At 31.4% G+C, this 22,720-nt stretch carries 22 protein-coding genes and 1 tRNA gene; 14 read left to right on the top strand and 9 right to left on the bottom strand.

Features of this window, described 5'->3' with window-relative positions; genetic code table 11:
- Positions 1 to 11: 11 nt before the first annotated feature.
- On the bottom strand, positions 12 to 887 hold the full coding sequence (locus RMO70_RS02020) for a hypothetical protein (protein ID WP_310554755.1): 876 nt from the start codon (positions 885 to 887) through the stop codon (positions 12 to 14).
- A 254-nt stretch (positions 888 to 1,141) separates the two neighbouring features.
- On the opposite strand from RMO70_RS02020, the gene RMO70_RS02025 reads away from it, so the two are divergent.
- The 3 genes from RMO70_RS02025 (at position 1,142) to RMO70_RS02035 (ending at position 3,721) form a co-directional block, all read left to right on the top strand.
- A complete protein-coding gene (locus RMO70_RS02025) occupies positions 1,142 to 1,666 on the top strand; it encodes a hypothetical protein (RefSeq protein WP_310554756.1) in 525 nt (174 codons plus the stop codon).
- Positions 1,667 to 2,286: 620 nt separating this feature from the next.
- The gene (locus RMO70_RS02030; RefSeq protein ID WP_310554757.1) at positions 2,287 to 3,093 is read left to right on the top strand and encodes a histidine kinase; all 807 of its coding nucleotides are present in this window, start codon (positions 2,287 to 2,289) and stop codon (positions 3,091 to 3,093) included.
- Positions 3,080 to 3,721, top strand: coding sequence for a response regulator transcription factor (locus tag RMO70_RS02035; RefSeq protein WP_310554758.1), 642 nt, complete (start codon positions 3,080 to 3,082; stop codon positions 3,719 to 3,721). Before RMO70_RS02030 ends, RMO70_RS02035 begins: the two co-directional genes overlap by 14 nt.
- On the opposite strand, the gene rlmN is transcribed toward RMO70_RS02035, so the two are convergent.
- Complete coding sequence (gene rlmN / locus RMO70_RS02040; protein WP_310554759.1) at positions 3,722 to 4,765, bottom strand: 23S rRNA (adenine(2503)-C(2))-methyltransferase RlmN; 1,044 nt, start codon at positions 4,763 to 4,765, stop codon at positions 3,722 to 3,724.
- A 72-nt stretch (positions 4,766 to 4,837) separates the two neighbouring features.
- Between rlmN and RMO70_RS02045 the strand changes: the two genes are divergently transcribed.
- Both RMO70_RS02045 and RMO70_RS02050 read left to right on the top strand, forming a co-directional pair.
- On the top strand, positions 4,838 to 5,386 hold the full coding sequence (locus RMO70_RS02045; RefSeq protein WP_310554760.1) for a hypothetical protein: 549 nt from the start codon (positions 4,838 to 4,840) through the stop codon (positions 5,384 to 5,386).
- A 2-nt stretch (positions 5,387 to 5,388) separates the two neighbouring features.
- Positions 5,389 to 6,030, top strand: coding sequence for an O-methyltransferase (locus tag RMO70_RS02050; protein WP_310554761.1), 642 nt, complete (start codon positions 5,389 to 5,391; stop codon positions 6,028 to 6,030).
- A gap of 19 nt (positions 6,031 to 6,049) precedes the next feature.
- Here the strand turns inward: RMO70_RS02050 and RMO70_RS02055 are convergent, their stop codons facing one another.
- The 5 genes from RMO70_RS02055 to RMO70_RS02075 all read right to left on the bottom strand — a co-directional run bounded on the left by RMO70_RS02055 (position 6,050) and on the right by RMO70_RS02075 (position 10,688).
- Positions 6,050 to 6,619, bottom strand: coding sequence for a phosphatase PAP2 family protein (locus RMO70_RS02055; protein ID WP_310554762.1), 570 nt, complete (start codon positions 6,617 to 6,619; stop codon positions 6,050 to 6,052).
- Positions 6,619 to 6,957 (bottom strand): twin-arginine translocase TatA/TatE family subunit, encoded by a 339-nt coding sequence (locus RMO70_RS02060; RefSeq protein ID WP_310554763.1) that lies wholly within the window; start codon positions 6,955 to 6,957, stop codon positions 6,619 to 6,621. Before RMO70_RS02060 ends, RMO70_RS02055 begins: the two co-directional genes overlap by 1 nt.
- Before the next feature lie 140 nt (positions 6,958 to 7,097).
- Complete coding sequence (locus tag RMO70_RS02065) at positions 7,098 to 9,353, bottom strand: M1 family metallopeptidase (protein ID WP_310554764.1); 2,256 nt, start codon at positions 9,351 to 9,353, stop codon at positions 7,098 to 7,100.
- A 60-nt stretch (positions 9,354 to 9,413) separates the two neighbouring features.
- Positions 9,414 to 9,917: a DUF6702 family protein gene (locus RMO70_RS02070; RefSeq protein WP_310554765.1), complete on the bottom strand. Its 504-nt coding sequence runs from the start codon at positions 9,915 to 9,917 to the stop codon at positions 9,414 to 9,416.
- A gap of 21 nt (positions 9,918 to 9,938) precedes the next feature.
- Entirely contained in the window at positions 9,939 to 10,688 is a 750-nt protein-coding gene (locus tag RMO70_RS02075; protein ID WP_310554766.1) for a hypothetical protein, read from the bottom strand.
- A 110-nt stretch (positions 10,689 to 10,798) separates the two neighbouring features.
- On the opposite strand from RMO70_RS02075, the gene pepE reads away from it, so the two are divergent.
- Positions 10,799 to 11,500, top strand: coding sequence for a dipeptidase PepE (gene pepE / locus RMO70_RS02080; protein ID WP_310554767.1), 702 nt, complete (start codon positions 10,799 to 10,801; stop codon positions 11,498 to 11,500).
- Between the two features lie 38 nt (positions 11,501 to 11,538).
- Here pepE and RMO70_RS02085 read toward each other — a convergent pair.
- Positions 11,539 to 11,611, bottom strand: a tRNA-Gly gene (locus tag RMO70_RS02085).
- A gap of 159 nt (positions 11,612 to 11,770) precedes the next feature.
- Between RMO70_RS02085 and RMO70_RS02090 the strand changes: the two genes are divergently transcribed.
- Both RMO70_RS02090 and RMO70_RS02095 read left to right on the top strand, forming a co-directional pair.
- On the top strand, positions 11,771 to 12,208 hold the full coding sequence (locus RMO70_RS02090; RefSeq protein ID WP_310554768.1) for a GNAT family N-acetyltransferase: 438 nt from the start codon (positions 11,771 to 11,773) through the stop codon (positions 12,206 to 12,208).
- A 7-nt stretch (positions 12,209 to 12,215) separates the two neighbouring features.
- On the top strand, positions 12,216 to 13,760 hold the full coding sequence (locus RMO70_RS02095) for a L,D-transpeptidase family protein (RefSeq protein WP_310554769.1): 1,545 nt from the start codon (positions 12,216 to 12,218) through the stop codon (positions 13,758 to 13,760).
- Here the strand turns inward: RMO70_RS02095 and RMO70_RS02100 are convergent.
- The gene (locus RMO70_RS02100) at positions 13,698 to 14,402 is read right to left on the bottom strand and encodes a murein L,D-transpeptidase catalytic domain family protein (protein ID WP_310554770.1); all 705 of its coding nucleotides are present in this window, start codon (positions 14,400 to 14,402) and stop codon (positions 13,698 to 13,700) included. The genes RMO70_RS02095 and RMO70_RS02100 overlap by 63 nt on opposite strands.
- Positions 14,403 to 14,597: 195 nt before the next feature.
- On the opposite strand from RMO70_RS02100, the gene RMO70_RS02105 reads away from it, so the two are divergent.
- The 6 genes from RMO70_RS02105 (at position 14,598) to RMO70_RS02130 (ending at position 22,720) form a co-directional block, all read left to right on the top strand.
- Complete coding sequence (locus tag RMO70_RS02105) at positions 14,598 to 17,078, top strand: DUF5916 domain-containing protein (protein WP_310554771.1); 2,481 nt, start codon at positions 14,598 to 14,600, stop codon at positions 17,076 to 17,078.
- Between the two features lie 242 nt (positions 17,079 to 17,320).
- Complete coding sequence (gene gpmI, locus RMO70_RS02110) at positions 17,321 to 18,838, top strand: 2,3-bisphosphoglycerate-independent phosphoglycerate mutase (protein WP_310554772.1); 1,518 nt, start codon at positions 17,321 to 17,323, stop codon at positions 18,836 to 18,838.
- 147 nt (positions 18,839 to 18,985) lie between these two features.
- Positions 18,986 to 19,633: a leucine-rich repeat domain-containing protein gene (locus RMO70_RS02115; protein WP_310554773.1), complete on the top strand. Its 648-nt coding sequence runs from the start codon at positions 18,986 to 18,988 to the stop codon at positions 19,631 to 19,633.
- Positions 19,634 to 19,649: 16 nt separating this feature from the next.
- The gene (locus tag RMO70_RS02120; protein WP_310554774.1) at positions 19,650 to 20,369 is read left to right on the top strand and encodes a DUF2490 domain-containing protein; all 720 of its coding nucleotides are present in this window, start codon (positions 19,650 to 19,652) and stop codon (positions 20,367 to 20,369) included.
- A 13-nt stretch (positions 20,370 to 20,382) separates the two neighbouring features.
- Positions 20,383 to 21,057 carry a TetR/AcrR family transcriptional regulator gene (locus RMO70_RS02125; protein ID WP_310554775.1) on the top strand — a complete coding sequence of 225 codons (675 nt, stop codon included), beginning with the start codon at positions 20,383 to 20,385 and terminating at the stop codon, positions 21,055 to 21,057.
- Between the two features lie 4 nt (positions 21,058 to 21,061).
- Positions 21,062 to 22,720 carry an ATP-binding cassette domain-containing protein gene (locus RMO70_RS02130; protein ID WP_310554776.1) on the top strand — a complete coding sequence of 553 codons (1,659 nt, stop codon included), beginning with the start codon at positions 21,062 to 21,064 and terminating at the stop codon, positions 22,718 to 22,720.

Raw genomic sequence — 22,720 nt, forward strand, 5'->3', positions numbered from 1 at the left:
TCGTTTTTATATTATAAACTTGCAATCGATGTTTGTACTCGATTGATTCTGCTTGGTGCATTGCTACCAACAAACTGACCATAATCGTTTACAAAATAATCTTCACTTGGTATAAAACCACCATTGTAGTATTCATACAAAATGTTTTCAGTCAAATAATTCACGTTTTCAATCAATTCAGCAAACGAGTGGCTTTCAATTGGTGCGTTTGGACTTGCAGTTCCTAAACTTTGTTGTGCTTGTCCTGCTTGAAATTGTGGATTATTGATGATACCACCCAATTGACCATACAGATTTTGAACTCTACCAATATCTTGTCTTGCTTGTGGATTCAATTGTACTGGATTGTCCTGAATGTATTGATTGATTGCTGGTAAAGCAGCTCTTCCTGCATTAGCTAAATAGCGACCTGTATTGTTAAACGTTTGTCTAAATTGCGATGGTGGATTCTGATATTGACGCTGTGGTTGTTGTGGCGGATATCTTCTTTGTGGAGCTTGTTGTTGTTGCTGTCTTTGCTGATTTTGTTGGTTATAATTTGACAAAGCGGTTGCTCCTGAGCCAGCCAAATTACTAACTAAACCTCCCAATGCACCGCCTATTTGTGGTGCTCCAAAATAGGTTCCTATTGCCGTTCCAGCAATTGGCGCTATGGCAGAAACGCCACGCAACACTCCAGAACCTATACTACTGGCAACATTTCCTAAGCTTGACCAAAATCCTTCTGCTTCGCTTTCAGACATTTGGTCTACTCTTGATAAAAGCACATTTTCTAATTCGCTTTCGCCTAAATTTGAATATTCAGGCCCTAAAACATATCTAACTGCTTCAAAGTAATCTTGTTCACTGAACGATTCCCCCTGAAAAATTTCGTGATATAAACTCATAATTTCTAGTATTAATAATTGTTTCTTACTCTGTTAAAGGTTTTTCAGATTTCACCTATCAATTTGTGCACTAATTTGATTTGGTAAAATTGAATTTTTATATAATGCTATAAAAGAGCGATTTAACCCTTTTTTTTAATGGTTTATATCCCTAAAAAAAACGTAAATTAGGGGAGAAAAAAAGGGTGTATTTCCCCTTGCAACACAAAACCATAAAAAATAAATTTGTATTAATAATAACTAAAAAGAAAAAAATGAAACGCACTTACATTATTATGACAACTACTATGTCTCTTTTTTTATTGAATTCATGTTCCGATAAAAAAAATTATGAAGCTCCAACACAATTAATTTCTACTGTACTCGCTAGCGATTTGAACGATCGATACATTAATGAAAGATCTGGGATAATTGAAGAAAGCATTCAGAGACAAGACGCTAATGCGGTTTGGTATTCCATTGAAGAATTGGAAAACTATATTTATTATGCTAAATGTGAAGCAAAAAAAACGGATAAAGAGATCAATGGAATTCGGTTTTATTTTGGAGTATATCCAAATGACACAATTAGGTATAAGGAGAAAGCTGGATTGACAACACTATTTTTATCTCCAACAATGAAACGAATTAATGTAGATAAAGTAGATAAAAGCCAAAACAAAACGAAAAGATTACAGTCACCAACACCTGAAGAGAATGTTGATGTAACTGAAGTACAACCATTAAATTATGGAGGAATTGGTCATCCACCAATAGTTGAATATCCAATAAGTCAATAAATGTTACAAAATCTAAGCCAATATATTATATACATAGCCTTATTATCAAGTATTCCTGGTGTGTTTTTTTATCATAAACTCCCTAACAATAAGGCTAAGTCTTTATTGGTTTTTATTTGGCTTGCTTTTATTATTGACTACATTGGTTTAAATTTTACGGAATGGACAGGGTTAAAAAACTATCCTATATACAATTTATACATTCTTATTAGCTTCTCCTATTATATTATTTTATTAAAGTTATTATTAACTAAGATAAAAAATCAACGAATTGGTTCTATTTCCTTACTACTATTTATTGTTTTTTACTTTATCAATTTTTTATTTGTACAAAGTGATATTATAAGTCCATTTACTAATGTCTTCGGTGTGGGTGTTATAATCATAGTAGTATTATCATGTTTATATTTATTAGAAATATTAAATTCTGAAAAAGTATTAAATTTAAGAAAGTCAATATATTTTTGGTTTACACTTGGGATTTTAGTGTTTCACGTCCCGTTTTTACCATATATGTTAGCAATTCGATTTCTTTTAATTGAAAATAATGATATAATATTTGCATTTGTATTATTTGTACTAAATTTGTTAATGCACTCTTGTTTTTTAATTGGTTTTATATGGAGCGAGAAGAGATACAATTATTAATAATTTCATTTAGTATAGTATTGTTTACACTATTACTAACAGTATTTATTTTGTTCTTTTTTTTTCTGAAAAAAAAATCCAAATTCTTAATCGATAAAATGGAAGCTGAGTTGTTTTTCCAATCGGAACTCACTAAATCAAAAATCGAAATAAAAGAACAAACCTTAACCAATGTTAGTCGAGAGTTGCATGATAATATTGGTCAAATACTTTCTGTAGCCTTAATGCAAATGAATATTATTATTGAAAGCGATGAAGAATATTCTAAAAAAAACTTAAAAAACATAAAAGAATTAGTAACGAAATCGCTAAACGAAATTAGACTGCTTTCAAAAGTAATGAACGGTGATATATTTCTAAACACTAGTTTCATATCAGCAATATCGGAAGATTTAGAAAGAATTAAAGAGCTTAAAAAAATTAAATGCAAATTAAACATAGATGGTGAAATTCAAATCATAAATAAAGAACACGAAACCATTATTTATAGAATTTTACAAGAATCCATTTCAAATATATTAAAACATTCCCATAGTGACTCCATTATAATAAACATTTTATTTACTGAAGACAATTGTAAAATAGATGTAATTGATACAGGAAAAGGATTTGATTTACTAAAAAGCATTAAAGGCTCCGGATTATCTAATATTGAAACAAGAGCCAATTTGATCGGAGCTCATTTTACCATTTATTCAGAAGAAAATAAAGGAACTGTACTAATGATAGACTATCCTATAAAAACAGAAGATTATAATCAGGATTATGGAAAAGATTAAAATAATAATTGTAGACGACCATCTGTTATTCTCACAATCCCTATCCTACCTAATAGGAACATTTAAGGAATTTGCAGTAATTGGTAGTTATAGCAATGGAAAAGAGTTTGTAAATTCATTCACATCTGCTGAATTTGAAAAACCAAATATTGTTTTGCTTGATGTAAATATGCCCATTATGGACGGAATTGAAACTATGAAATGGATTAAAGAAAACAGTCCCGAATTAAAAGTTGTGGCACTTTCTGTAAATGATGATGAAGATACCATAATGAAAATGATTACTAACGGAGCCAAAGGCTACTTACTCAAAGACACTAGTCCTACGGCTTTTAAAGATGCTCTTCTAGATGTTTATTACAAAGGAGTATACTATTCTGAAATGGTTTCAGGATTTATAATAAACAAGCTAGGAAACAATGAAAACAAAGTAATTTTAAAAGAAAGAGAAGTCGAATTTATAAAACTGGCTTGCACCGAAAAAACATACAAAGAAATCGCTGATGGTATGTGTTTAAGCCCAAAAACAATTGACGGCTATCGAGAAAATTTATTTCAAAAACTAGAATTAAAAACTAGAATAGGATTAGTTTTATATGCTATAAAACACAAAATTGTTTGTATCTAATTACATTTCCTTATTGGCCAATTGCCCACAAGCAGCATCGATATCTTTACCACGACTTCTACGTACTTTAGCCACTATATTATTTTGCCCTAGCGTTTTGATATAACTGTCAATAGCATCAGATGAGGCCTGTTGAAACTCCCCATCGTCAATAGGGTTGTATTCAATAAGATTTACTTTGCACGGTACATATTTACAAAACTTAACCAAGGCATCAATAGAAGCTTTATCGTCATTAATTCCTTTCCAAACGACATATTCGTAGGTGATTTTGCTCTTAGTTTTTGAGTACCAATATTCTAAAGCTTCACGCAATTCAGGAAGTGAAAAATTCTTCGTAAATGGCATAATTTTGTTTCGAGTTTCTTCGATTGCGGAATGCAAGGAAACGGCTAGTTTAAATTTAACTTCATCATCAGCCATTTTTTTAATCATTTTTGAAACTCCCGATGTGGAAACGGTAATTCGTTTGGGTGACATTCCTAATCCTTCCTCAGAAGTAATCATATCAATCGCTTTGATGACGTTGTTATAATTCATAAGCGGTTCGCCCATTCCCATAAAAACAATATTGGACAGCGGTCGATTGTAATACAGTTTACTTTCCCTATCAATTGCAATTACTTGGTCGTAGATTTCCCCTGGTTCTAAATTTCGCATTCGTTTTAGTCTAGCGGTGGCGCAAAAATTACAATCCAAACTACACCCTACTTGGCTAGAAACACAAGCGGTTGTTCTGGTTTCGGTTGGAATAAGTACTGATTCGACAATTAATCCGTCGTGCAATCGAACAGCATTCTTGACTGTTCCATCAGAACTACGTTGCATAGTATCGACTTTGATATGATTGATGACAAAATTTTCTTCGAGCATTGCACGAGTCGTTTTTGCAAGATTTGTCATATCATCAAAACTATGTGCTCCTTTACTCCAAAGCCATTCATACACTTGATTACCACGAAATGCTTGGTCATTATTTGAAATAAAAAAATCTCGAAGTTGCTCTTTTGATAAGGAACGTATGTCTTTTTTGTCGGTTTGCATAATGCAAATTTAAGTACATTTTTTCCAACTTATAAAAAATAAATTACTTTTACACCCACATATAATAATGAAATGAAAAACGTAATTTTAATTCTTGCTTTAATTATTACTAAAACAACTACTTATTCTCAAATTAAATTCAGTAAAGAAGTCAAATATGATAGCGTAAAAAATATCACAATTGTAAAAAAAGAAATACCAAGTTCTTGGATTAAATTCAACATTAAAAACAAATGGCTGCCAATATTCAATCTAGCTGGAGGTGATGAATCTAATCAACACTATCAAAATTTAAAAAATGAAGTCGGAACTGAATTAGAAATAGGAATCTATAATAAATATTTTAGTAGAAAATCTGAAATTTTAAATGAAGATAATTTTATTGATAATTTTGAAATACATATAAAATGGTTGAAAAATAAAAAATATGAGTTTTACAATAACAAATCTAATAACATAGATTATTTTATTTCAAACATTAAAAAAAGTGGGATTGAAAAATCGGTTTTATTTGGTTTCAAAGGAAATAAAAAATATGTAATAATTCTGTATGACAAAAATGCAGATTTTATAGAACGTGAAAAAATGATATTAGATTTATTTAACTCCATTCAATCCTAATTATGCACTTCCTATCCCAAGATTTAGAAGACTACATCGAGCAACATTCAGAAAACGAACCCGAATTATTAGCGCAATTAAACAAGGAAACATATCAGAAAATCTTGTTGCCTAGAATGTTGAGCGGTCAATTTCAAGGGCGCGTTTTGAGTATGCTTTCTAAACTAATTCGCCCTGTAAACATTCTAGAAATAGGCACATATACTGGTTATTCCGCATTGTGTTTGTGCGAAGGAATGCAGGAAGGCGGACAATTACACACCATTGACATTAAAGAAGAATTGGTAGATTTTCAACGAAAATATTTCAATAAATCACCTTGGGGAAATCAAATTACACAACATTTAGGAGAGGCAATTTCGATTATTCCTACATTAGATTTAAAATTTGATTTGGTTTTTATTGATGCCGACAAAGAAAATTACATCCGTTATTTTGATTTGATTGTACCAAGAATGAATCAAGGTGGCATTATTCTTTCTGATAATGTTTTGTGGTCCGGAAAAGTCGTTTTGCCTTTAGATAAAAACGATTTAAGTACAAAAATACTTTTAGAATATAATTTATTATTGAAAAACGACCCCAGAATTGAAACGGTTTTGTTGCCAATAAGAGATGGATTGACGGTAAGTCGGGTTTTGTAATGAAAACCTAGAATAACTACTAAAAATTTACTTTAAAATATCTAATTTGAAGTATTTGATACAATTTATAAGTTAAAAAACCCATAATAATACCACAAGTAAAACCGCATAAAATGTCTGTCGGGAAGTGTAAACCTAAATAGATTCGACTGTAAGCAAACACGAACGGCCAAAGAATTAGTAGCCCAAAATAGTTGTACTGTTTTCTGAAAATAAAATATAAGAACACAAAAACCGCCATAGTATTTGACGAGTGCCCTGAGAAAAAACTAAACGTTGCACTTGGTTTTATATTTCTAATAATATCCTTAATTTCTGGATCATTACAAGGACGAAGTCTTAGGAAATATTGTTTGAACTCTTCGGTAATTTGATTGTTCAAAGTCAATAAAGCAGCAACAAACAGGATTATTACTAATGTTTGTTTTACACCTAATTTCTGATAAACCAAATACAAAAGCAATAAAAAAAAAGGTATCCAATTTTTTTGTTCTGTAATAAACATCCAAAATGGGTCAAACCTTTCCGAACCTAAACCATTCAAAAAAACAAGTAATTGTTTGTCTAAATCTATAATTTTTTCAAGCATTACAATTGACGTTTTATAGGTCCTGATAAATCGTCGATATTTTCTTTTACTTTAGAAATTTCTGTTGTAATATCAATTGGGTTTTCCGATGCTATTTTGTTTAAACTTTGTTTTACCTCATCAATTTCCGCATTGAATCCTGATGTCAATGATTTTATATTTATGTCATTAGCATCTGCACTTTTAGTGATTTCGTGTTTAATATCGTTTGTGGCATTTTTAACTTGGTGCATTATTTTGCCCATAGTTCTAGCTATATCGGGTATTTTATCAGCACCAAAAAGCATTAGTGCAATAAAAATAATAAAAACTAATTCGCCACCGCCTATTCCAAACATTTGTTTTGATTTTTAATGTCGCAAAGATACAAATTTGAACTGTTTTTTATAAACCTAAATTTCACTAATTTTCAAAAATTCATTAGTAGTAACGAATTTGTTTTAAAAAAAATTAGTGAAATTTAGGTTTAAAATTATTTTTAATCAAATTTAGATTTCACTTCCTCTTTTGGCCAAGTATTATTTGTTAGGTCAATATCAGCAGTTTCTAATTTTGGATCAACTACGATTTTTTTGATTGTTTTTTGTGTGGCGAATGTTCTTGAAACTTCGGCATCATTCATTCTCCAGATTTGCACTGGAAAAGTATGATTTTGGGTTGTTCCGTCTTCAAAAGTTAATTCTACAATAATTGGCATAACCAATCCACCTGGTTTATTGAATGTTACTTCGTAAAAAAACTTCGGTGTTTCTAGTTTAGCTCTTTCGTCCTCCGTAAATTTAGTTGCGATGTATTCCTCTAATGTTTTAATCTCTTTTACGTTCAGTGCTTTTTTCATTTCTGGTGACACTCCATCGCTTCCATCGGCAATCATATATACTTTTGGCCCTGTAGCTGCAAATCGATTTCTTCTAGTCACTTCTGGAGCTTTGTACCCTTTTGGCTCCTCGTTGCTTACATAAAATTGTTTTACTTCTTTGATTCCAATATCGTTAAAGTCTGTACTATAAAACCAACCTCTCCAAAACCAATCTAAATCCACAGCTGAAGCATCTTCCATAGTTCTGAAAAAATCTTCTGGTGTTGGGTGTTTGAATTTCCAACGGTTGGCATAGGTTTTAAAAGCATAATCAAACAATTCACGCCCCATAATAGTTTCTCGCAATATGTTCAATGCCGTTGCTGGTTTTCCGTAAGCATTATTCCCAAATTGTTTCAAAACTTCAGAATTTGACATAATAGGTTCCAACCCATTTTGTCCGCCACTCATATAAGGTACAATATTTTTGGCTGGACCACGACGGGATGGGAATTTAGATTCTGTCCACTCGCATTCAGCCATATATTGCATAAAAGTGTTTAAACCTTCATCCATCCAAGTCCATTGACGTTCGTCAGAATTCACAATCATAGGGAAATAATTGTGTCCTACTTCGTGAATAATTACGCCTAACATTCCGTATTTCACATCGTCTGAATATTTTCCATCAGCATCTGGACGACCAAAATTCCAACAAATCATTGGGTATTCCATACCTTGGTCTTGTGCATTTACCGAAACCGCTTTCGGATACGGATAATCAAAAGTATGACTTGAATAAGATTTTAAAGTATGTGCCACAGCTCTAGTAGAGAATTGTTCCCAAAGTGGATTTCCTTCTTTTGGATAAACTGAAGTTGCCATAACAGTTTTTGTTCCCAACTTAACTGCCATTGCATCAAAAATATATTTACGCGATGTTGAAATTCCAAAATCACGTACATTTTCGGCTTTGAATTTCCAGGTTTTCTTTTTATCAGAAAACGAAGTCTCTTTAGCAACAGCTTCTGCTTGTGTTACAATAATCACTGGATTATCATACGAGGTTTGCGCCTTCGCATATCTTGAAACTTGTTCTGGAGTGAATACTTCGGCTCTGTTCATTAAATTCCCCGTAGCTTCCATAATGTGATCGGCTGGAACAGTAATATTAACTTCATAATTCCCAAAAGGTAAAGCAAACTCACCACTTCCCCAGAATTGCATATTTTGCCATCCTTCTACATCATTATAAACCGCCATTCTTGGAAAAAACTGCGCTAAAACATACAATCTGTTACCGTCTTTGAATTGTTCAAAACCAGAACGTCCACCATCAATCATATAGTTATTGATATTGTAATTCCATTTAATATTCAATACCATTTTTTGACCTTTTGCCAATGGCTTTTCAAGATTAATTCGCATCATTGTTTCATTGACAGTATAAGAAACTGGTTTCCCAGAAGCATCTTTTACATATTCGATTTTGAAACCGCCATCAAATTTTTCCTCAAGAAAGGTTCTTGAAAAACCTGCAGCACTTAACGCTGGATCTATTTTTGTATCTTTAACCAATGGCGTTTTTGAAGTTTTTGCCATTATATTTTGATCTAGCTGCAACCACAAATATTCTAGTGATTCTTTGGCATTATTGGTATAGGTAATTGTTTCTGTACCATATAATTTTGCGTTTTTATCGTCAAGTTCAATATCCATTTTATAATCGGCTTGTTGCTGATAATATTCTGGACCAGGCGCACCAGATGCTGTTCTGTACATATTTGGCGTTGCAAATTCCTCATACATTTGTCGGAACTTGTTCGTGTCATTATGACCTTGTTCTTTTGCTTTGGGGGCTTCTTTCGTTTCTTGCGCAATTACTGAGGTTGAAATTGCAAATAAAAAGAAAAAGGAAGTAAAAATAGTTTTCATAGTTTGATTGTAATTGTCAAGCTATAAAATTAATTATTTTTATAAGAATATAACTTTTTGTTAGGGTTTTAACAAAGCTTTCACATTATCAACAGTGAATAAAAGATTCTGTTTTTTGCCAAAAATATTCAGTTGCATTATATTTTGCTGCTCATTATTATGTTCTAATAGAGCTGTATTTTGAATTTCAATTGTTTTTATTTTTGAAACATTTTTGATATTGTAATAACAAATAACCACATTTCCTTCCAACTCTTTAGTTAAATAATTAATGATTTGTGGTTTACCGTTTACTTTGATTGATAAATTTTCTGAAATGTATCTTTTCATCAATACAACTTCTTCCTCCGACTCTGAAGTTTCTCCAATATGGGTTGTTACATTAAATTTTTTCTTCAAAACCGCATTCAAATCATCCGTAAAAATGCGAGAAGTAATCTGAAGCATTTTCTTTTCAGGAACATAATTGATTTGATAAATGGATACATAGAATTTATGAACTGCAAACGATGACAAACTCATAATGGATAAAAAAAGTAAACAAAAAAGGATTGATTTCTTCATTTTACGAAAGTAATTATTCTTTTATTGAAAAACTATTGATTTGTATTTTTCAGCAAGTTCCATTAATTTAAAACGTATTAAAAATTCATTTTTAGATTTTAAAATTCCTATGAATTCATTGTCTTCCACAACAAAATATTGAAAGCCATTGATATATTCTAATGGTATTTTTAATTTGACTGTATAAAAATCTTCCTCAAACCTATTTGTTAAACTTTCCTGTCTTCTTTCCTTATTTTCAACTAAAAGCTCTTTTTTAAGCATTTTAGTTCTACCAGAAATAACATTCAAAATTGGATCTAATCCTACTGCTCCACCCATACTAGTTCCTGAAGATAACTCTGCAAAAGGGGCTGTTGCAGTTCTCAATCTTCTTTGCGCTGGTGTATAAGACTTTGGTTTTTTGGAAATTATTCCAAGTGACAAGGCATTAATTGTATTGTGTTTTTTGATTACAACTTCATTAAGCTGAATTATTTCACGCTTTAATCGAACTAAAAACAGGTTTTCAGCAAAATCTTCTTTCTTTAGAATTATTTTCAATCCAGTTGTTTGATTTCCAGAAAAAAGCAAGGTGTCAGTTGGTTTAGCTAAAATAGAAAAATAACCTTCTTTTTGAGTTCCTGTAGTTTTATTAGAACTGGCATTAATAACAATAATTCCTTCGAGATTAGAAATATCAGAAATAACTTGACCTTTCAAAATCGACTGACAAAAAACCGTGCTTTGGATTAAACCGACAAAAAAAAACAAAAGCAACTTTAAATTCATAGAAAAATAGTATTGGGTAAAAGTAAAATTGATGCTTCACAATTTATTATTAATGACTTGATAAATATTTGTTAATATAATTTATCTTTGAGAAACTATTTGAATTTATAATGAAAAAAATTATTCTTGCCAGCACTTCTACCTTATATAATGGTGACTATTTAGAGTATTTATTTCCAACTCTCAAAAATCATTTTGCAAATTGTAAAACATTACTTTTTATACCTTACGCTAAGCCAGGCGGAATTTCCCACAATGATTACACTAAAAAAGTAAGTGAAACGTTTCTCAAAATCAACATTAGCGTAAAAGGCATTCACGAATTTGAAAATACTATAGAAGCCATACAAAATGCAGAGGCTATTTTTACTGGTGGCGGCAATACTTTTTTATTAGTTTCACAATTGTACAAAAATGATTTAATGTCTGTTTTGAAACAAACCATTGAATCTGGAACACCCTATTTAGGAACAAGTGCTGGCAGCAACATAGGTGGAATGACTATGAATACTACTAATGATATGCCTATTGTGTTACCAGAAAGTTTCAACACTTTGGAATTGATACCTTTTAATTTAAACCCTCATTATTTAGACCCTATTGAAGGTTCCGCGCATATGGGAGAAACTCGAGAAACCCGAATCAAAGAGTTCCACAACGTAAGTTCTATTCCAGTTTTAGGTTTGAGAGAAGGGAGTTGGTTGGAAATATTAGATTCAAAAATTACTCTAAAAGGAAATTTAACCGCTCGATGGTTTGAGCAAAGCAAAATTCCTGTTGAAATTAATCCCGAAAGTGATATGAGTTTTTGAAATAAAAAAAATCCCCAAACCTAAGTTTGAGGATTAAGAGCGAAAGACGAGGCTCGAACTCGCGACAACCAGCTTGGAAGGCTGGAGCTCTACCAACTGAGCTACTTTCGCATTAATGAGGTGCAAATATAAAGAATAACTTTAGTTAGTTGCAAGTTTTTTAAAAAAAATTTTACAATTAATTTACTTTCTTTTGAAACTAAACATTCCTATTTGTTGTAATCAATTTAAGATTAGATTTTTATCCAACAATTTTAAAATTTAAAATTTATGATTGAAGTTAAAGAAATTCATTCAAAAGAGACTTATTTGGTTAGACAATCTGTATTGAGAATAGGAAAACCGATAGCATCTTGTGTTTTTGATGGCGACAATTTACCTACAACAAAACACTTTGGTACATTTGTTGATAAAGAATTAGTTGGAATAGTATCTGTATTTGAAAATAAAAATAGTATTTTTACAGGCGGTATTCAATTACAAATGCGAGGTATGGCAGTATTAGAAAACTATCAAAAAAGAGGCCTAGGAAATGTATTGATACACGAAGTTGAAGTGTATGCAAAATCAAAAAAATCCCCAACTCTTTGGTTTAACGCACGAGAAAATGCCATTGGTTTTTATAAAAAACTAGGCTATTCCATCATTGACACTCCATTTGAAGTTGGAGATATTGGCCCTCATTATATTATGTACAAAAAGTTTTAGATTGCTTATGAAATCATTTTTACCTATTCTATTTTGTTTTTTTATTTATTTTGGCTGCGGAAATATTACTAATTCTGAAATTGCACTTGCAGAGAAGTCAATTAAAAAACTGGAAGTTGTTATTGGTGACTGGAAGACTAAAAAAAACAGAAAACAACTTATTGAGGCCATTAAAGAGTCTATTTTAGAAGGTCTAACACCATCTGATTATTCTTATTCAAAATTAATAGCATTTGAAGAAAAGTACAACGATTTGTCAGAGTTAGAAATAGAAACATATGAAAAACAATTGTCTGCCTCGTTTATAAAATACATTTCGCATCTATCAAACGGAAAGATTAAACCTAGAGAAATTTACACTGATTGGGATATTAAAAAAAATAAAATTGACGCTGATTCTCTTCTAACTTATGCTATAGAAAAGAAAGAGGTAGAAGATGTTATAAAAAACTGCAAACCAAAACATACTATCTATAGCCAATTAAAAACCGCTCTTATTGCTATAAGCTCAATGCCTAAAGAAGATTTTAAACCTATTATTACTTCTGAAAAATTTAATTTAGGAAGCAAAAGCAAAACGGTGATATTAATCAAAAAAAGATTGCAATATTGGAATGATTTAAGTAAAAAGGACACTTTAAGTGAGTTTTATGATGAATCATTTGGCAATGCCATTAAACAATTCCAACAAAGACATGGACTTGAAGCAGATGGTGTAATTGGAAAAGGAACCATACAAGCACTAAATGTAACACAAGAACAGCGTAGACGTCAAATTATTGCAAACCTTGAACGTTGGCGATGGTTTCCAAGAGATTTAGGAATAAATCATATAGTAGTAAATATTCCAAATTTTAATTTACACGCAGTACAAGGAAAAGACACCACAAAAATTTTCAAAGTGGTTGTAGGTACTGAAAAACGAAGAACACCCGTTTTATCCTCAAAAATTGATAATATTGTTTTCAACCCAACTTGGACCGTTCCTCCAACCATATTAAAAGAAGATCTGATTCCTGGAACTATCAAAAACAGAAAATACATAACCAATCGTAACATAACAATATACGACAAAAAAGGAAAAGAAATCCCTATTGGAAATTGGCGCTCAAGTTTAGCTGATGATTATAAGTATGTACAAAGTCCTGGCGAAAATAATGCGCTAGGGTATGTGAAAATAAACTTCCCAAACAACCATTCTGTTTACCTTCACGACACCAATCATAGAGAGTTATTTGTAAAAAATATGCGCTCTTTAAGTTCTGGATGTGTACGTGTTGAAAACCCATTAAAACTTGCTGAGTATTTACTGTACAACAAGGAAGGTTATGATGCTACAAAAATAGATTCTATCGTGTTTTTTAAGAAAACAAAAACCGTAAAAATGGAAGAGGAAATTGATGTCCACATCCTTTATTTTACGGCTTGGTATGAAGATGGTACTATGCAATTTAGAAATGACATCTACAATTACGACCCTGAATTATTTTTAAGACTGACGAACCAGTTTAGAAGCAATCTCGTAACTCCTGTTCGGGTGGTAAATAAATAAACACGTTTTACCTTTTATAGTTTGAATTATCTTAGCTTTTAAATTTTCTGGAATAGCTGGACAACCTTGACTTCTTCCTAAATATCCTTGTGATTTTAATATGGCTGGATTTGCATAATCTGCACCGTGCATTACAACAGCTCTTGTTCTTGCATTATGATTAATCCCTCTTTCTTGTCCATCTAATTTCAACGACAAACCATGTTTTCCGTTGTAAGTTTCCCCAGTAGTATAAAAACCCAAACTACTTTTATTTGAACTTGGTAAATTTGAAAAACTATTGGCATATTCTCCTCCAGAATTCATTCCGTGAGAAACTAGAGAGTTAAATAAAATCGTATTGCTTGACAAATCAATTACCCAAAGTCGCTTTTTTGTGGAAGACAAACTAAAATCTATAACCGTCAAAATATCTTTTTGAACAAATCCATTTTCTTTCAATGTAAAGTAACCTTCCATCGCTTTGGCAAAACAAGCCATCTCTGGCAATTCAAAACTATTTGCATTCAAAGAATTATATATAATTTCAATTTTTGAATTATAATCATTATTCTTCGTAACGGAAGTTAATGCAGTAATGTCAGCTTTTGGAGCAAAAGACATAAAAACCAATAACAGAAGGGGCAAAATTCTATAAATCATTGATATTCTTTTAATTAAACAACTAATTCTACTTTACAAATAAAAAACAAAAAAATAAGCTATCCAAATTTTTTTTGCTTTTTAACGTATTTATTTTGCATTTCGTCGATTTAATGCTTTTTTGATTTGTTAAAAAAACCTTAAAAATCAACCCGTGGCAACATATTTACTATATTTGAAAATCAAATCAAAAATATGTCAAATCGTCTTCTTTTACTTACGTTTGTATTTTCAAGTTGTATTTCATTTGCTCAAATAAACGCAGAATCCGAAAAAAAAGTATCTGAAAATCAAACTTTAACAATAAAAAAACAGTTAAACTCCGTTTTTACTACAGAAAATATAACGATTGACGGTAAAATCGACGAAAGTATATGGAAATCCGCTGAAATTGCAACTGACTTTATTTCGTTCGAACCTGACAATGGAAACCCTATTCCTCAAAACAAGAAAACAGAAGTCCGAATAGTCTATAACAACGATGCCATATATATTGCAGCAACAATGTATGATGACGAACCCAATAAAATTTTAAAAGAATTCGCACAAAGAGACAATTTTGGAGCTGCTGATTTCTTTGGGATTTTTATAAATGGTTTTAACGATGGACAACAAGATTTTCGATTCATAGTTACTGCTGCAAATACCCAAAATGATTGTCAAGCATCTGAAAGCGAGGGAGAAGATTATTCTTGGGATGCAATTTGGAATAGCAAAACTACTGTAACAGATTTTGGGTGGGTTGCTGAAATAAAAATTCCGTATGCAGCCTTGCGTTTTTCGCCAGAAAAAAAACAAATATGGGGAATTAACTTTATGCGAGAAGTACGTCGTGATCGTCAAAAATACACTTGGAATTTTGTTGATGCAAAATTGGGAACCTTCATTCAACAAGCAGGAACATTACAAGGAATCGAAAATATAAAAACACCTACTCGTTTGTTTTTCTTACCATATTCCTCTTACTATTTGAATGCAAACAAAGAAAACAAAACCAAAGGAACTCTGAAAGGAGGTTTGGATATCAAATACGGCATCAACGATGCTTTCACGCTCGATATGGCTCTGATTCCAGATTTTGGTCAAACTGCTGTAGACCAAAAAATATTAAATCTAGGTCCATTCGAGCAACAATTTAACGAAAATAGGTCTTTTTTTACAGAGGGAACTGATTTATTCAACAAAGGTGGCTTAGTATATTCAAGGCGAATTGGCGGAAGACCAACTGGAGAAATAGTAACAAATGCTAACGAAGAAATTATTAAACAACCTTCATCTGTAGGACTACTCAATGCACTAAAAATTTCTGGACGTACAAAAAATGGTTTAGGAATTGGAGTCTTAAATGCAGTTACCGAAGTTACAGTAGCCAGAATACGGAATAATACTAATGGAATAGTAAGAGGTCAAGTTGTAGAACCATTAACAAACTACAATGTGTTGGTTTTCGATCAACGCTTTAACAAAAATTCATCTGTTTCTTTAATTAATACCAATGTGACACGCAACGGTGGTTTTCGTGACGGAAACGTTACAGGATTAATTTGGGATTTAAATACCAAAGCCAATACTTTTAACCTTCAAGGGAATTATAAGTTAAGTGTTGTTAATGAGGTCGATATTGAAAAAACCAAATATGGCTCTAATGGTTATTTAGAATTTAATAAAACTAGTGGAAAATATCGATTTGGTTTGGGTGCTGATCTTTTTACAAAAAAATACGACAACAACGATCTAGGAATCAACTTTCAAACCAATTTCTTCAGTACTTATGGTAATGCAAGTTACAGAATTTTAAACCCAAATAAACATTTTAATCGATTCAATATCAATATAAATTCATATAATGAATTTCAAATCGAAACAGGAAAACCACAATTCAGCAACATTAATATAAACTTAAATATAGGCAGTAAAAAAAACAATGCTTATGGTATGAATATCAATTCAAATTCAATAGAAACCTACGATTATTATGAGCCTAGAGTCGATGGTAGGTATTTCATTCAACCCCAAAGAATTGGATTTGGCGGTTATTATTCCTCAAATTACAATAATAAATTTGCATACGATATAGAATCAAATTTCAGTTGGGCAGATCAAAAAGGTAGAAATGCCATCAATTTAACTTTAAGTCCACGATATAGAAAAAATGATAAAATCTCATTTGTTTTTAGATACAATTACTCAAGAAACAGAAACAACAAAGGCTTCGCAACCAAAATAAATACCGACAATAATGATTTAACACCCGACGATATTATTATAGCAAATCGTAATATAATTTCCTTTACCAATACCCTTACAGCAAAATATTCAGTAAACAGTGATATGAATTTTAATTTATCGGCCATTCATTATTGGTCCTATTCTGAAAACAAAGATTTTTTATTATTAGAAGAAAACGGCAGATTTAGTCCCTATCTCGGAACAGTTGATAATTTAAACCAAGATTTTAGCACTTGGAATTTAGATATCAGTTACACTTGGTGGTTTGTTCCTGGCAGTCAATTGTCAATTTTATATCGAAATAATTCATTCAACGAACTTTCAAATATCAATAAAAATTATACTGAAAATTATACCAACCTAATCCGAAATGAAGTACTAAATCAAACATTTTCGATAAGTCTCAAGTATTTCATTGATTACAACCAAGCCAAAAACTGGTTTTAATTTTTTATCTTTGAAGCTATTCCTGGTTTACACTTCAATCTTTTTGAATTTAAAGAAAAAACAAAAAGGATTTCCTTTGCAAACAAAGTTCACTGAACTCAAATGAAAATAAAAAATAAGTGAAGTAATCAGGACTAAAAAACAGACATTCAATATCCAACTTTGTGAACTTTGTAGCCTGAGCCTATATTAAAAAATAGGCAAAGAAATTCTTAGTAAACCTTGTAGTTAAATTTCAAACAATGAACAAAAAAGTAATCCTAATGATACTCGATGGCTGGGGAAAATCACCAGATCCAAAAGTATCCGCCATAGACAATGCCAATATCCCATTTATAAACGCATTGTATAAAAATTACCCAAACGCACAATTGCGAACCGATGGTTTAAACGTAGGACTTCCCGAAGGTCAAATGGGAAATTCAGAAGTAGGACATATGAATCTTGGCGCAGGACGCATTGTATACCAAGATTTAGCCAAAATAAACCTAGCCGTCGAACACAAAACCTTGTCTAAAGAACAAGTGCTAATCGATGCCTTTCAATACGCCAAAGATCAAAATGTAGCTGTGCACTTCTTGGGACTAGTTTCTGATGGTGGTGTGCATTCGCATACATCCCACCTAAAGGGATTGATTGATGCCACACAAGATTTCCAGCTTCAAAAAGTATTCATTCACGCCTTTACTGACGGCCGTGATGTAGATCCAAAATCGGGATACCAATACATTTCTGATTTGCAAAATTACATTTCGAATTCCACTGTAAAAATAGCTTCAGTCATTGGTCGTTATTATGCAATGGACAGAGACAAACGCTGGGAAAGAGTCAAACTTGCCTACGATTTGTTGGTTAATGGTATAGGAACAAAAACGCAAAACATTCTAGAAAGCATCACCAAAAGTTATGAAAACAATATTACCGATGAGTTTTTAGAGCCTATGTTTGTCGTTGATAGCAACAACAATTCGATAGCAACCATACAAGAAAATGATGTGGTTGTATTTTTTAATTTCCGTACCGATCGTGGTCGAGAACTAACCGAAGCCTTATCACAGCAGGATTTTCACGAACAAAATATGCACAAGTTAAACTTGTATTATGTAACATTGACTAATTATGATGAAACCTACCAGAATGTAAAAGTCGTTTACAACAAAGACAACATCACCGAAACTTTAGGGGAAGTTCTTGAAAAAGCAGGCAAAAAGCAAATTCGTATTGCCGAAACCGAAAAATACCCACACGTTACTTTTTTCTTTTCGGGTGGACGAGAAACTCCATTTATTGGCGAAAGCCGGATTTTAAAAAACTCACCAAAAGTAGCCACTTACGATTTGCAACCTGAAATGAGTGCGTTTGAACTCACTGAAGCCTTAATTCCAGAACTCGAAAAGCAAGAAGTAGATTTTGTCTGTCTTAATTTTGCCAATGGTGATATGGTGGGACACACCGGAATTATGGAAGCTGCCATTAAAGCCTGTGAAGCAGTTGACAAATGTGTCGAGAGAGTAATTACAGCTGCATTAGCAAACAATTACACCACCATTGTAATCGCCGATCATGGCAATTGCGAAACTATGATAAATCCTGACGGAAGCCCAAACACGGCACATACAACAAATCCAGTTCCAATAATTTTGGTAGACAAAAACTTAAAAACAATACGCGACGGTGTTCTTGGAGACATTGCACCCACTATTCTCGATTTAATGGGAATTGATAAACCAAAAGTAATGACAAGACAATCATTACTTTAATATTGTTTTAAAAAAAAATATTAAAAGAGATTCAAAAATATGAATCTCTTTTTTTTTGTAATGAAAAGTTAAATATTCGCAATATTAATAGCAATACTATTATATTTGCGATATTATTATTTAATAAAATTTTAATTTAAAACAATTATGAAAACAACACACAGAATTCTAGTATTTATTAGTTTGCTTTCGAGTCAGTTATTCATCGCTCAAACTCTTATAGATTCAACACAAATAAAGAAAGAGTACACAAATATTAAAGATGCATTAAATGAACCTGAAAAAGTGTACCGATTAAATTTGAGCAATCAAGATGTTAAGATCAAGTCTGAAGAATGGCTAAAATTTACCAATTTGGAATATCTCAATTTAAGTAACGACCATTTGAAGAGTATTCCAAATGAAATTACTTTGTTAAAGAATTTAAAAACATTAGATTTGAGCGGAAACGATTTCACGATGCTTCCAACTGATTTATGGAAGTTATCCAACTTGCAAGAGTTATATCTTAACAACGATAAAAATTTAGATCTTAAAACGAATATTTACATTCTAGGACAATTACCAAAACTAAAGGAGTTGCATTTGGAAGATGATAATTTGAAATCATTGCCTGACAACATCAAAAAATTGAAACATTTAGAAAGCTTGTACTTGAATCACAATCGTTTTAAAGAAATTCCAAAACAAGTTCGAGGATTAGATCACTTGCAATATTTAGATTTAAATGACAACCAAATTAAACCGTTAAGTCCTGTGGATGTTTTAAATTTCGGATTTAAAATACATTTATAATTCATTAAAAAAATTGATGAAACTCAAAAAAACTATTGCTTCACATTTAATGACCTTCTTAATTACCTGTTCTTTATATAGTCAGGAAAACCTGGGTAGTTGGAATATTCTAAATGCTACACTAAAAATAAACTCTAAATGGAGTGCATTTGGCGAAACACAATTACGAAGTTTGTCGTTTTACGATGACTTTCATTATTACGAAGTAAAAGCAGGTGGAACCTATAAAATAAGTAAAAATTTTTCTGCCACAACAGGCTTCGGATCCTACAATACCTACAGCGAAGGAGGGAATTTTGAAAATCCAATTCAAAACAAAGAAATAAGAACTTGGATACAAATCAATATGAAAAATCCACTCGAATTTTTGACTTTTGAACACCGATATCGCGCAGAACAACGTTTTACTAATAATGGATATAAAAACAGATTCAGGTACAGATTGGGAGCGCAAATTCCAATAAATAATAAAACAATAGAAGCAAAAACATTTTATGTTTCTCTCTGGAATGAATTGTTTTTTACTAACAAAGAACCTTACTTCGAAAGAACGAGACTCTTTGTTGGTTGCGGATATGAGTTTAATAACAATGTAGCAGTTCAAACGGGTTATATTTATCAATTTGATTATAAAATAAACGACGAAATTGGTCGAGATTTTATGAACATTGCTTTACTTTATAATTTTGATTTAACCAAAGAAGAAAAAGAATACATTCCAAAAACATCAGACTAAAAATAAAGTTAATATGCAAACTATTTTATCCAATATAAAAATCCAAATCAATCCAAAAATCTATGTCAAAGATCCTGAGACTTCAACACTTGGCAAAAAAATTATTCAAGAAAGTATTCAATTAATTGATGAATTAGGTTTCGATAATTTTACATTTAAAAAATTAGGAGAACGCATTGGCTCTAACGAAAGTTCCATATATAGGTATTTTGAAAACAAACACAAGCTCCTAGTTTACTTGTCATCTTGGTATTGGAGTTGGATTGAATACCGATTGGTGTTTGGCACATCAAACCTAGATGATAATTTTGAAAAACTCAAAAAAGCCATTACAATTGTTACCGAAAAAATTATTGATGACGAACATACAGAACATATTAATGAAGCTGTTCTCAATAAAATAATCATTGCCGAATTCACCAAAACATTACACACTAAAGAAGTCGATGACGAAAACAAAGAAGGTTTTTTCTTGATTTACAAACGAGTTATCAATCGCATTATCGCTATTATAAACGAAATAAATCCAGAATATGCCTTTGCAAAATGTCTAGTTTCTACGATTGTTGAAGGGAGTTTGCACCAACATTTTTTGAGCGACCATTTAAAAACGATTACCGATTGCAATGAAACTGTAAATCCATCTGATTTTTATATTGACCTTGTTTTAAAAGTTTTGAAAAAATAAAATTATGACGCCATTAAAAAGATTTTACGACCTGCTTAAATTAGACAAAAAAGATGTCTACCAAATTTTCTTTTACGCCATATTTGCAGGTTTGATAAGTTTGTCTTTGCCGCTTGGAATTCAAGCCATAATCAATTTTATTCAATCAGGTAGAATAAGCGCTTCTTGGATTGTATTAATTGTATTGGTGGTTTTTGGAGTTGCCTTGGTCGGTATTTTATCGTTGATGCAATTGCGAATCACAGAAAACTTACAACAAAAAATATTTGTACGTTCGTCGTTTGAATTTGCTGCAAGATTACCCAAAATAAAATTTGAAGAATTGTATAATAAATATCCACCCGAATTGGCCAATCGTTTTTTTGACACAATGAGTATTCAAAAAGGAACATCAAAATTATTAATCGATTTTTCAGCAGCGATTTTGCAAATTACTTTCGGATTAATTTTGCTTTCGTTGTACCATCCTTATTTTATTGTTTTTGGGATATTGTTGTTTCTGTTGTTGTATTTTATATTTAGATTTTCATATAATTCTAGTTTAGAAACGAGTTTGAAAGAATCAAAATTCAAATACAAAGTCGCCAGTTGGTTACAAGAAATTGCGCGAAACAACATCAGTTTTAGGAATGAATTGAACTTTGATTATGCTTTACAAAAAAACGATAATTTGGTTACTGATTATTTGAATTATCGAGAAAAACATTTTAATATTATTAAAAGACAATTTAGCCAACTCATTATTTTTAAAATGATTATTACGATGAGTTTACTGTCCATTGGTGGCTTTTTAGTCATCAATCAGCAAATGAATATTGGGCAATTTGTGGCTGCAGAAATCATTATTTTATTGGTAATTAATTCGGTTGAAAAAATAATCTTAGGATTAGAATCATTTTACGATGTACTCACTTCTGTTGAAAAAATAGGACAAGTTACCGATATGAATTTAGAATTAGAAAGTCCTTCAGAATACGACAGTTGTTATACAAATATTTTGCTTGAAACAGAAAACTTAGAGTTTAAATTTCCTGATTCAAAAAATAATATTTTAGACGGCATTTCTTTAAAAATAAATCAAGGAGAAAAAATTGTAATCAATGGCGAAAACGGCTCTGGAAAAACCACTTTAATTAGAGTTTTGTCTGGATTATTGCATCAAACATCGGGTTCATTTTATATCAACGATGACAGTTTTAGAAAAATAAATCTGAACCAATACCGTTCACAAATTGGTTCAATTGTTCACAATGAAACTCCGTTTGAAGGCACAATTCTAGAAAATATTACTTTCAATGATCCGAGTGTTACAGATGAACATATAAAATGGGCAATCAATGCTATGCAATTGTCCTCATTATTAAAAACATTACCTGAAGGTTTAAGCACCAAAATTTTCCCTGAGGGAAGACAACTTTCTTCGTCCAACGCACAGAAAATTCTTTTGGCAAGAAGCATCATTCACAAACCAAAAATATTGTTTTACGAAGATCCAACTGATACAATGGACGAAGCGGTTGCCAATGAAATCATAGATTTTATAACTTCGGATAAAAACAATTGGACGATAATTGTTTCATCAAAAAATCAGTATTGGAAAACCAAATGCAATCGTGAGATTATAATGGAAAACGGCGCAATTATTCAAGATTCTAAAATATAA

Source organism: Flavobacterium sp., from assembly GCF_031422135.1.
GTDB lineage: Bacteria > Bacteroidota > Bacteroidia > Flavobacteriales > Flavobacteriaceae > Flavobacterium.

Bases quoted from the DNA above. Each gene is read 5' to 3' on its own strand.
- RMO70_RS02020 (WP_310554755.1), bottom strand. From the start codon at position 887: ATGAGTTTATATCACGAAATTTTTCAGGGGGAATCGTTCAGTGAACAA.
- RMO70_RS02025 (WP_310554756.1), top strand. From the start codon at position 1,142: ATGAAACGCACTTACATTATTATGACAACTACTATGTCTCTTTTTTTA.
- RMO70_RS02030 (WP_310554757.1), top strand. From the start codon at position 2,287: ATGGAGCGAGAAGAGATACAATTATTAATAATTTCATTTAGTATAGTA.
- RMO70_RS02035 (WP_310554758.1), top strand. From the start codon at position 3,080: ATGGAAAAGATTAAAATAATAATTGTAGACGACCATCTGTTATTCTCA.
- rlmN (WP_310554759.1), bottom strand. From the start codon at position 4,765: ATGCAAACCGACAAAAAAGACATACGTTCCTTATCAAAAGAGCAACTT.
- RMO70_RS02045 (WP_310554760.1), top strand. From the start codon at position 4,838: ATGAAAAACGTAATTTTAATTCTTGCTTTAATTATTACTAAAACAACT.
- RMO70_RS02050 (WP_310554761.1), top strand. From the start codon at position 5,389: ATGCACTTCCTATCCCAAGATTTAGAAGACTACATCGAGCAACATTCA.
- RMO70_RS02055 (WP_310554762.1), bottom strand. From the start codon at position 6,619: ATGCTTGAAAAAATTATAGATTTAGACAAACAATTACTTGTTTTTTTG.
- RMO70_RS02060 (WP_310554763.1), bottom strand. From the start codon at position 6,957: ATGTTTGGAATAGGCGGTGGCGAATTAGTTTTTATTATTTTTATTGCA.
- RMO70_RS02065 (WP_310554764.1), bottom strand. From the start codon at position 9,353: ATGAAAACTATTTTTACTTCCTTTTTCTTTTTATTTGCAATTTCAACC.
- RMO70_RS02070 (WP_310554765.1), bottom strand. From the start codon at position 9,917: ATGAAGAAATCAATCCTTTTTTGTTTACTTTTTTTATCCATTATGAGT.
- RMO70_RS02075 (WP_310554766.1), bottom strand. From the start codon at position 10,688: ATGAATTTAAAGTTGCTTTTGTTTTTTTTTGTCGGTTTAATCCAAAGC.
- pepE (WP_310554767.1), top strand. From the start codon at position 10,799: ATGAAAAAAATTATTCTTGCCAGCACTTCTACCTTATATAATGGTGAC.
- RMO70_RS02090 (WP_310554768.1), top strand. From the start codon at position 11,771: ATGATTGAAGTTAAAGAAATTCATTCAAAAGAGACTTATTTGGTTAGA.
- RMO70_RS02095 (WP_310554769.1), top strand. From the start codon at position 12,216: ATGAAATCATTTTTACCTATTCTATTTTGTTTTTTTATTTATTTTGGC.
- RMO70_RS02100 (WP_310554770.1), bottom strand. From the start codon at position 14,402: ATGATTTATAGAATTTTGCCCCTTCTGTTATTGGTTTTTATGTCTTTT.
- RMO70_RS02105 (WP_310554771.1), top strand. From the start codon at position 14,598: ATGTCAAATCGTCTTCTTTTACTTACGTTTGTATTTTCAAGTTGTATT.
- gpmI (WP_310554772.1), top strand. From the start codon at position 17,321: ATGAACAAAAAAGTAATCCTAATGATACTCGATGGCTGGGGAAAATCA.
- RMO70_RS02115 (WP_310554773.1), top strand. From the start codon at position 18,986: ATGAAAACAACACACAGAATTCTAGTATTTATTAGTTTGCTTTCGAGT.
- RMO70_RS02120 (WP_310554774.1), top strand. From the start codon at position 19,650: ATGAAACTCAAAAAAACTATTGCTTCACATTTAATGACCTTCTTAATT.
- RMO70_RS02125 (WP_310554775.1), top strand. From the start codon at position 20,383: ATGCAAACTATTTTATCCAATATAAAAATCCAAATCAATCCAAAAATC.
- RMO70_RS02130 (WP_310554776.1), top strand. From the start codon at position 21,062: ATGACGCCATTAAAAAGATTTTACGACCTGCTTAAATTAGACAAAAAA.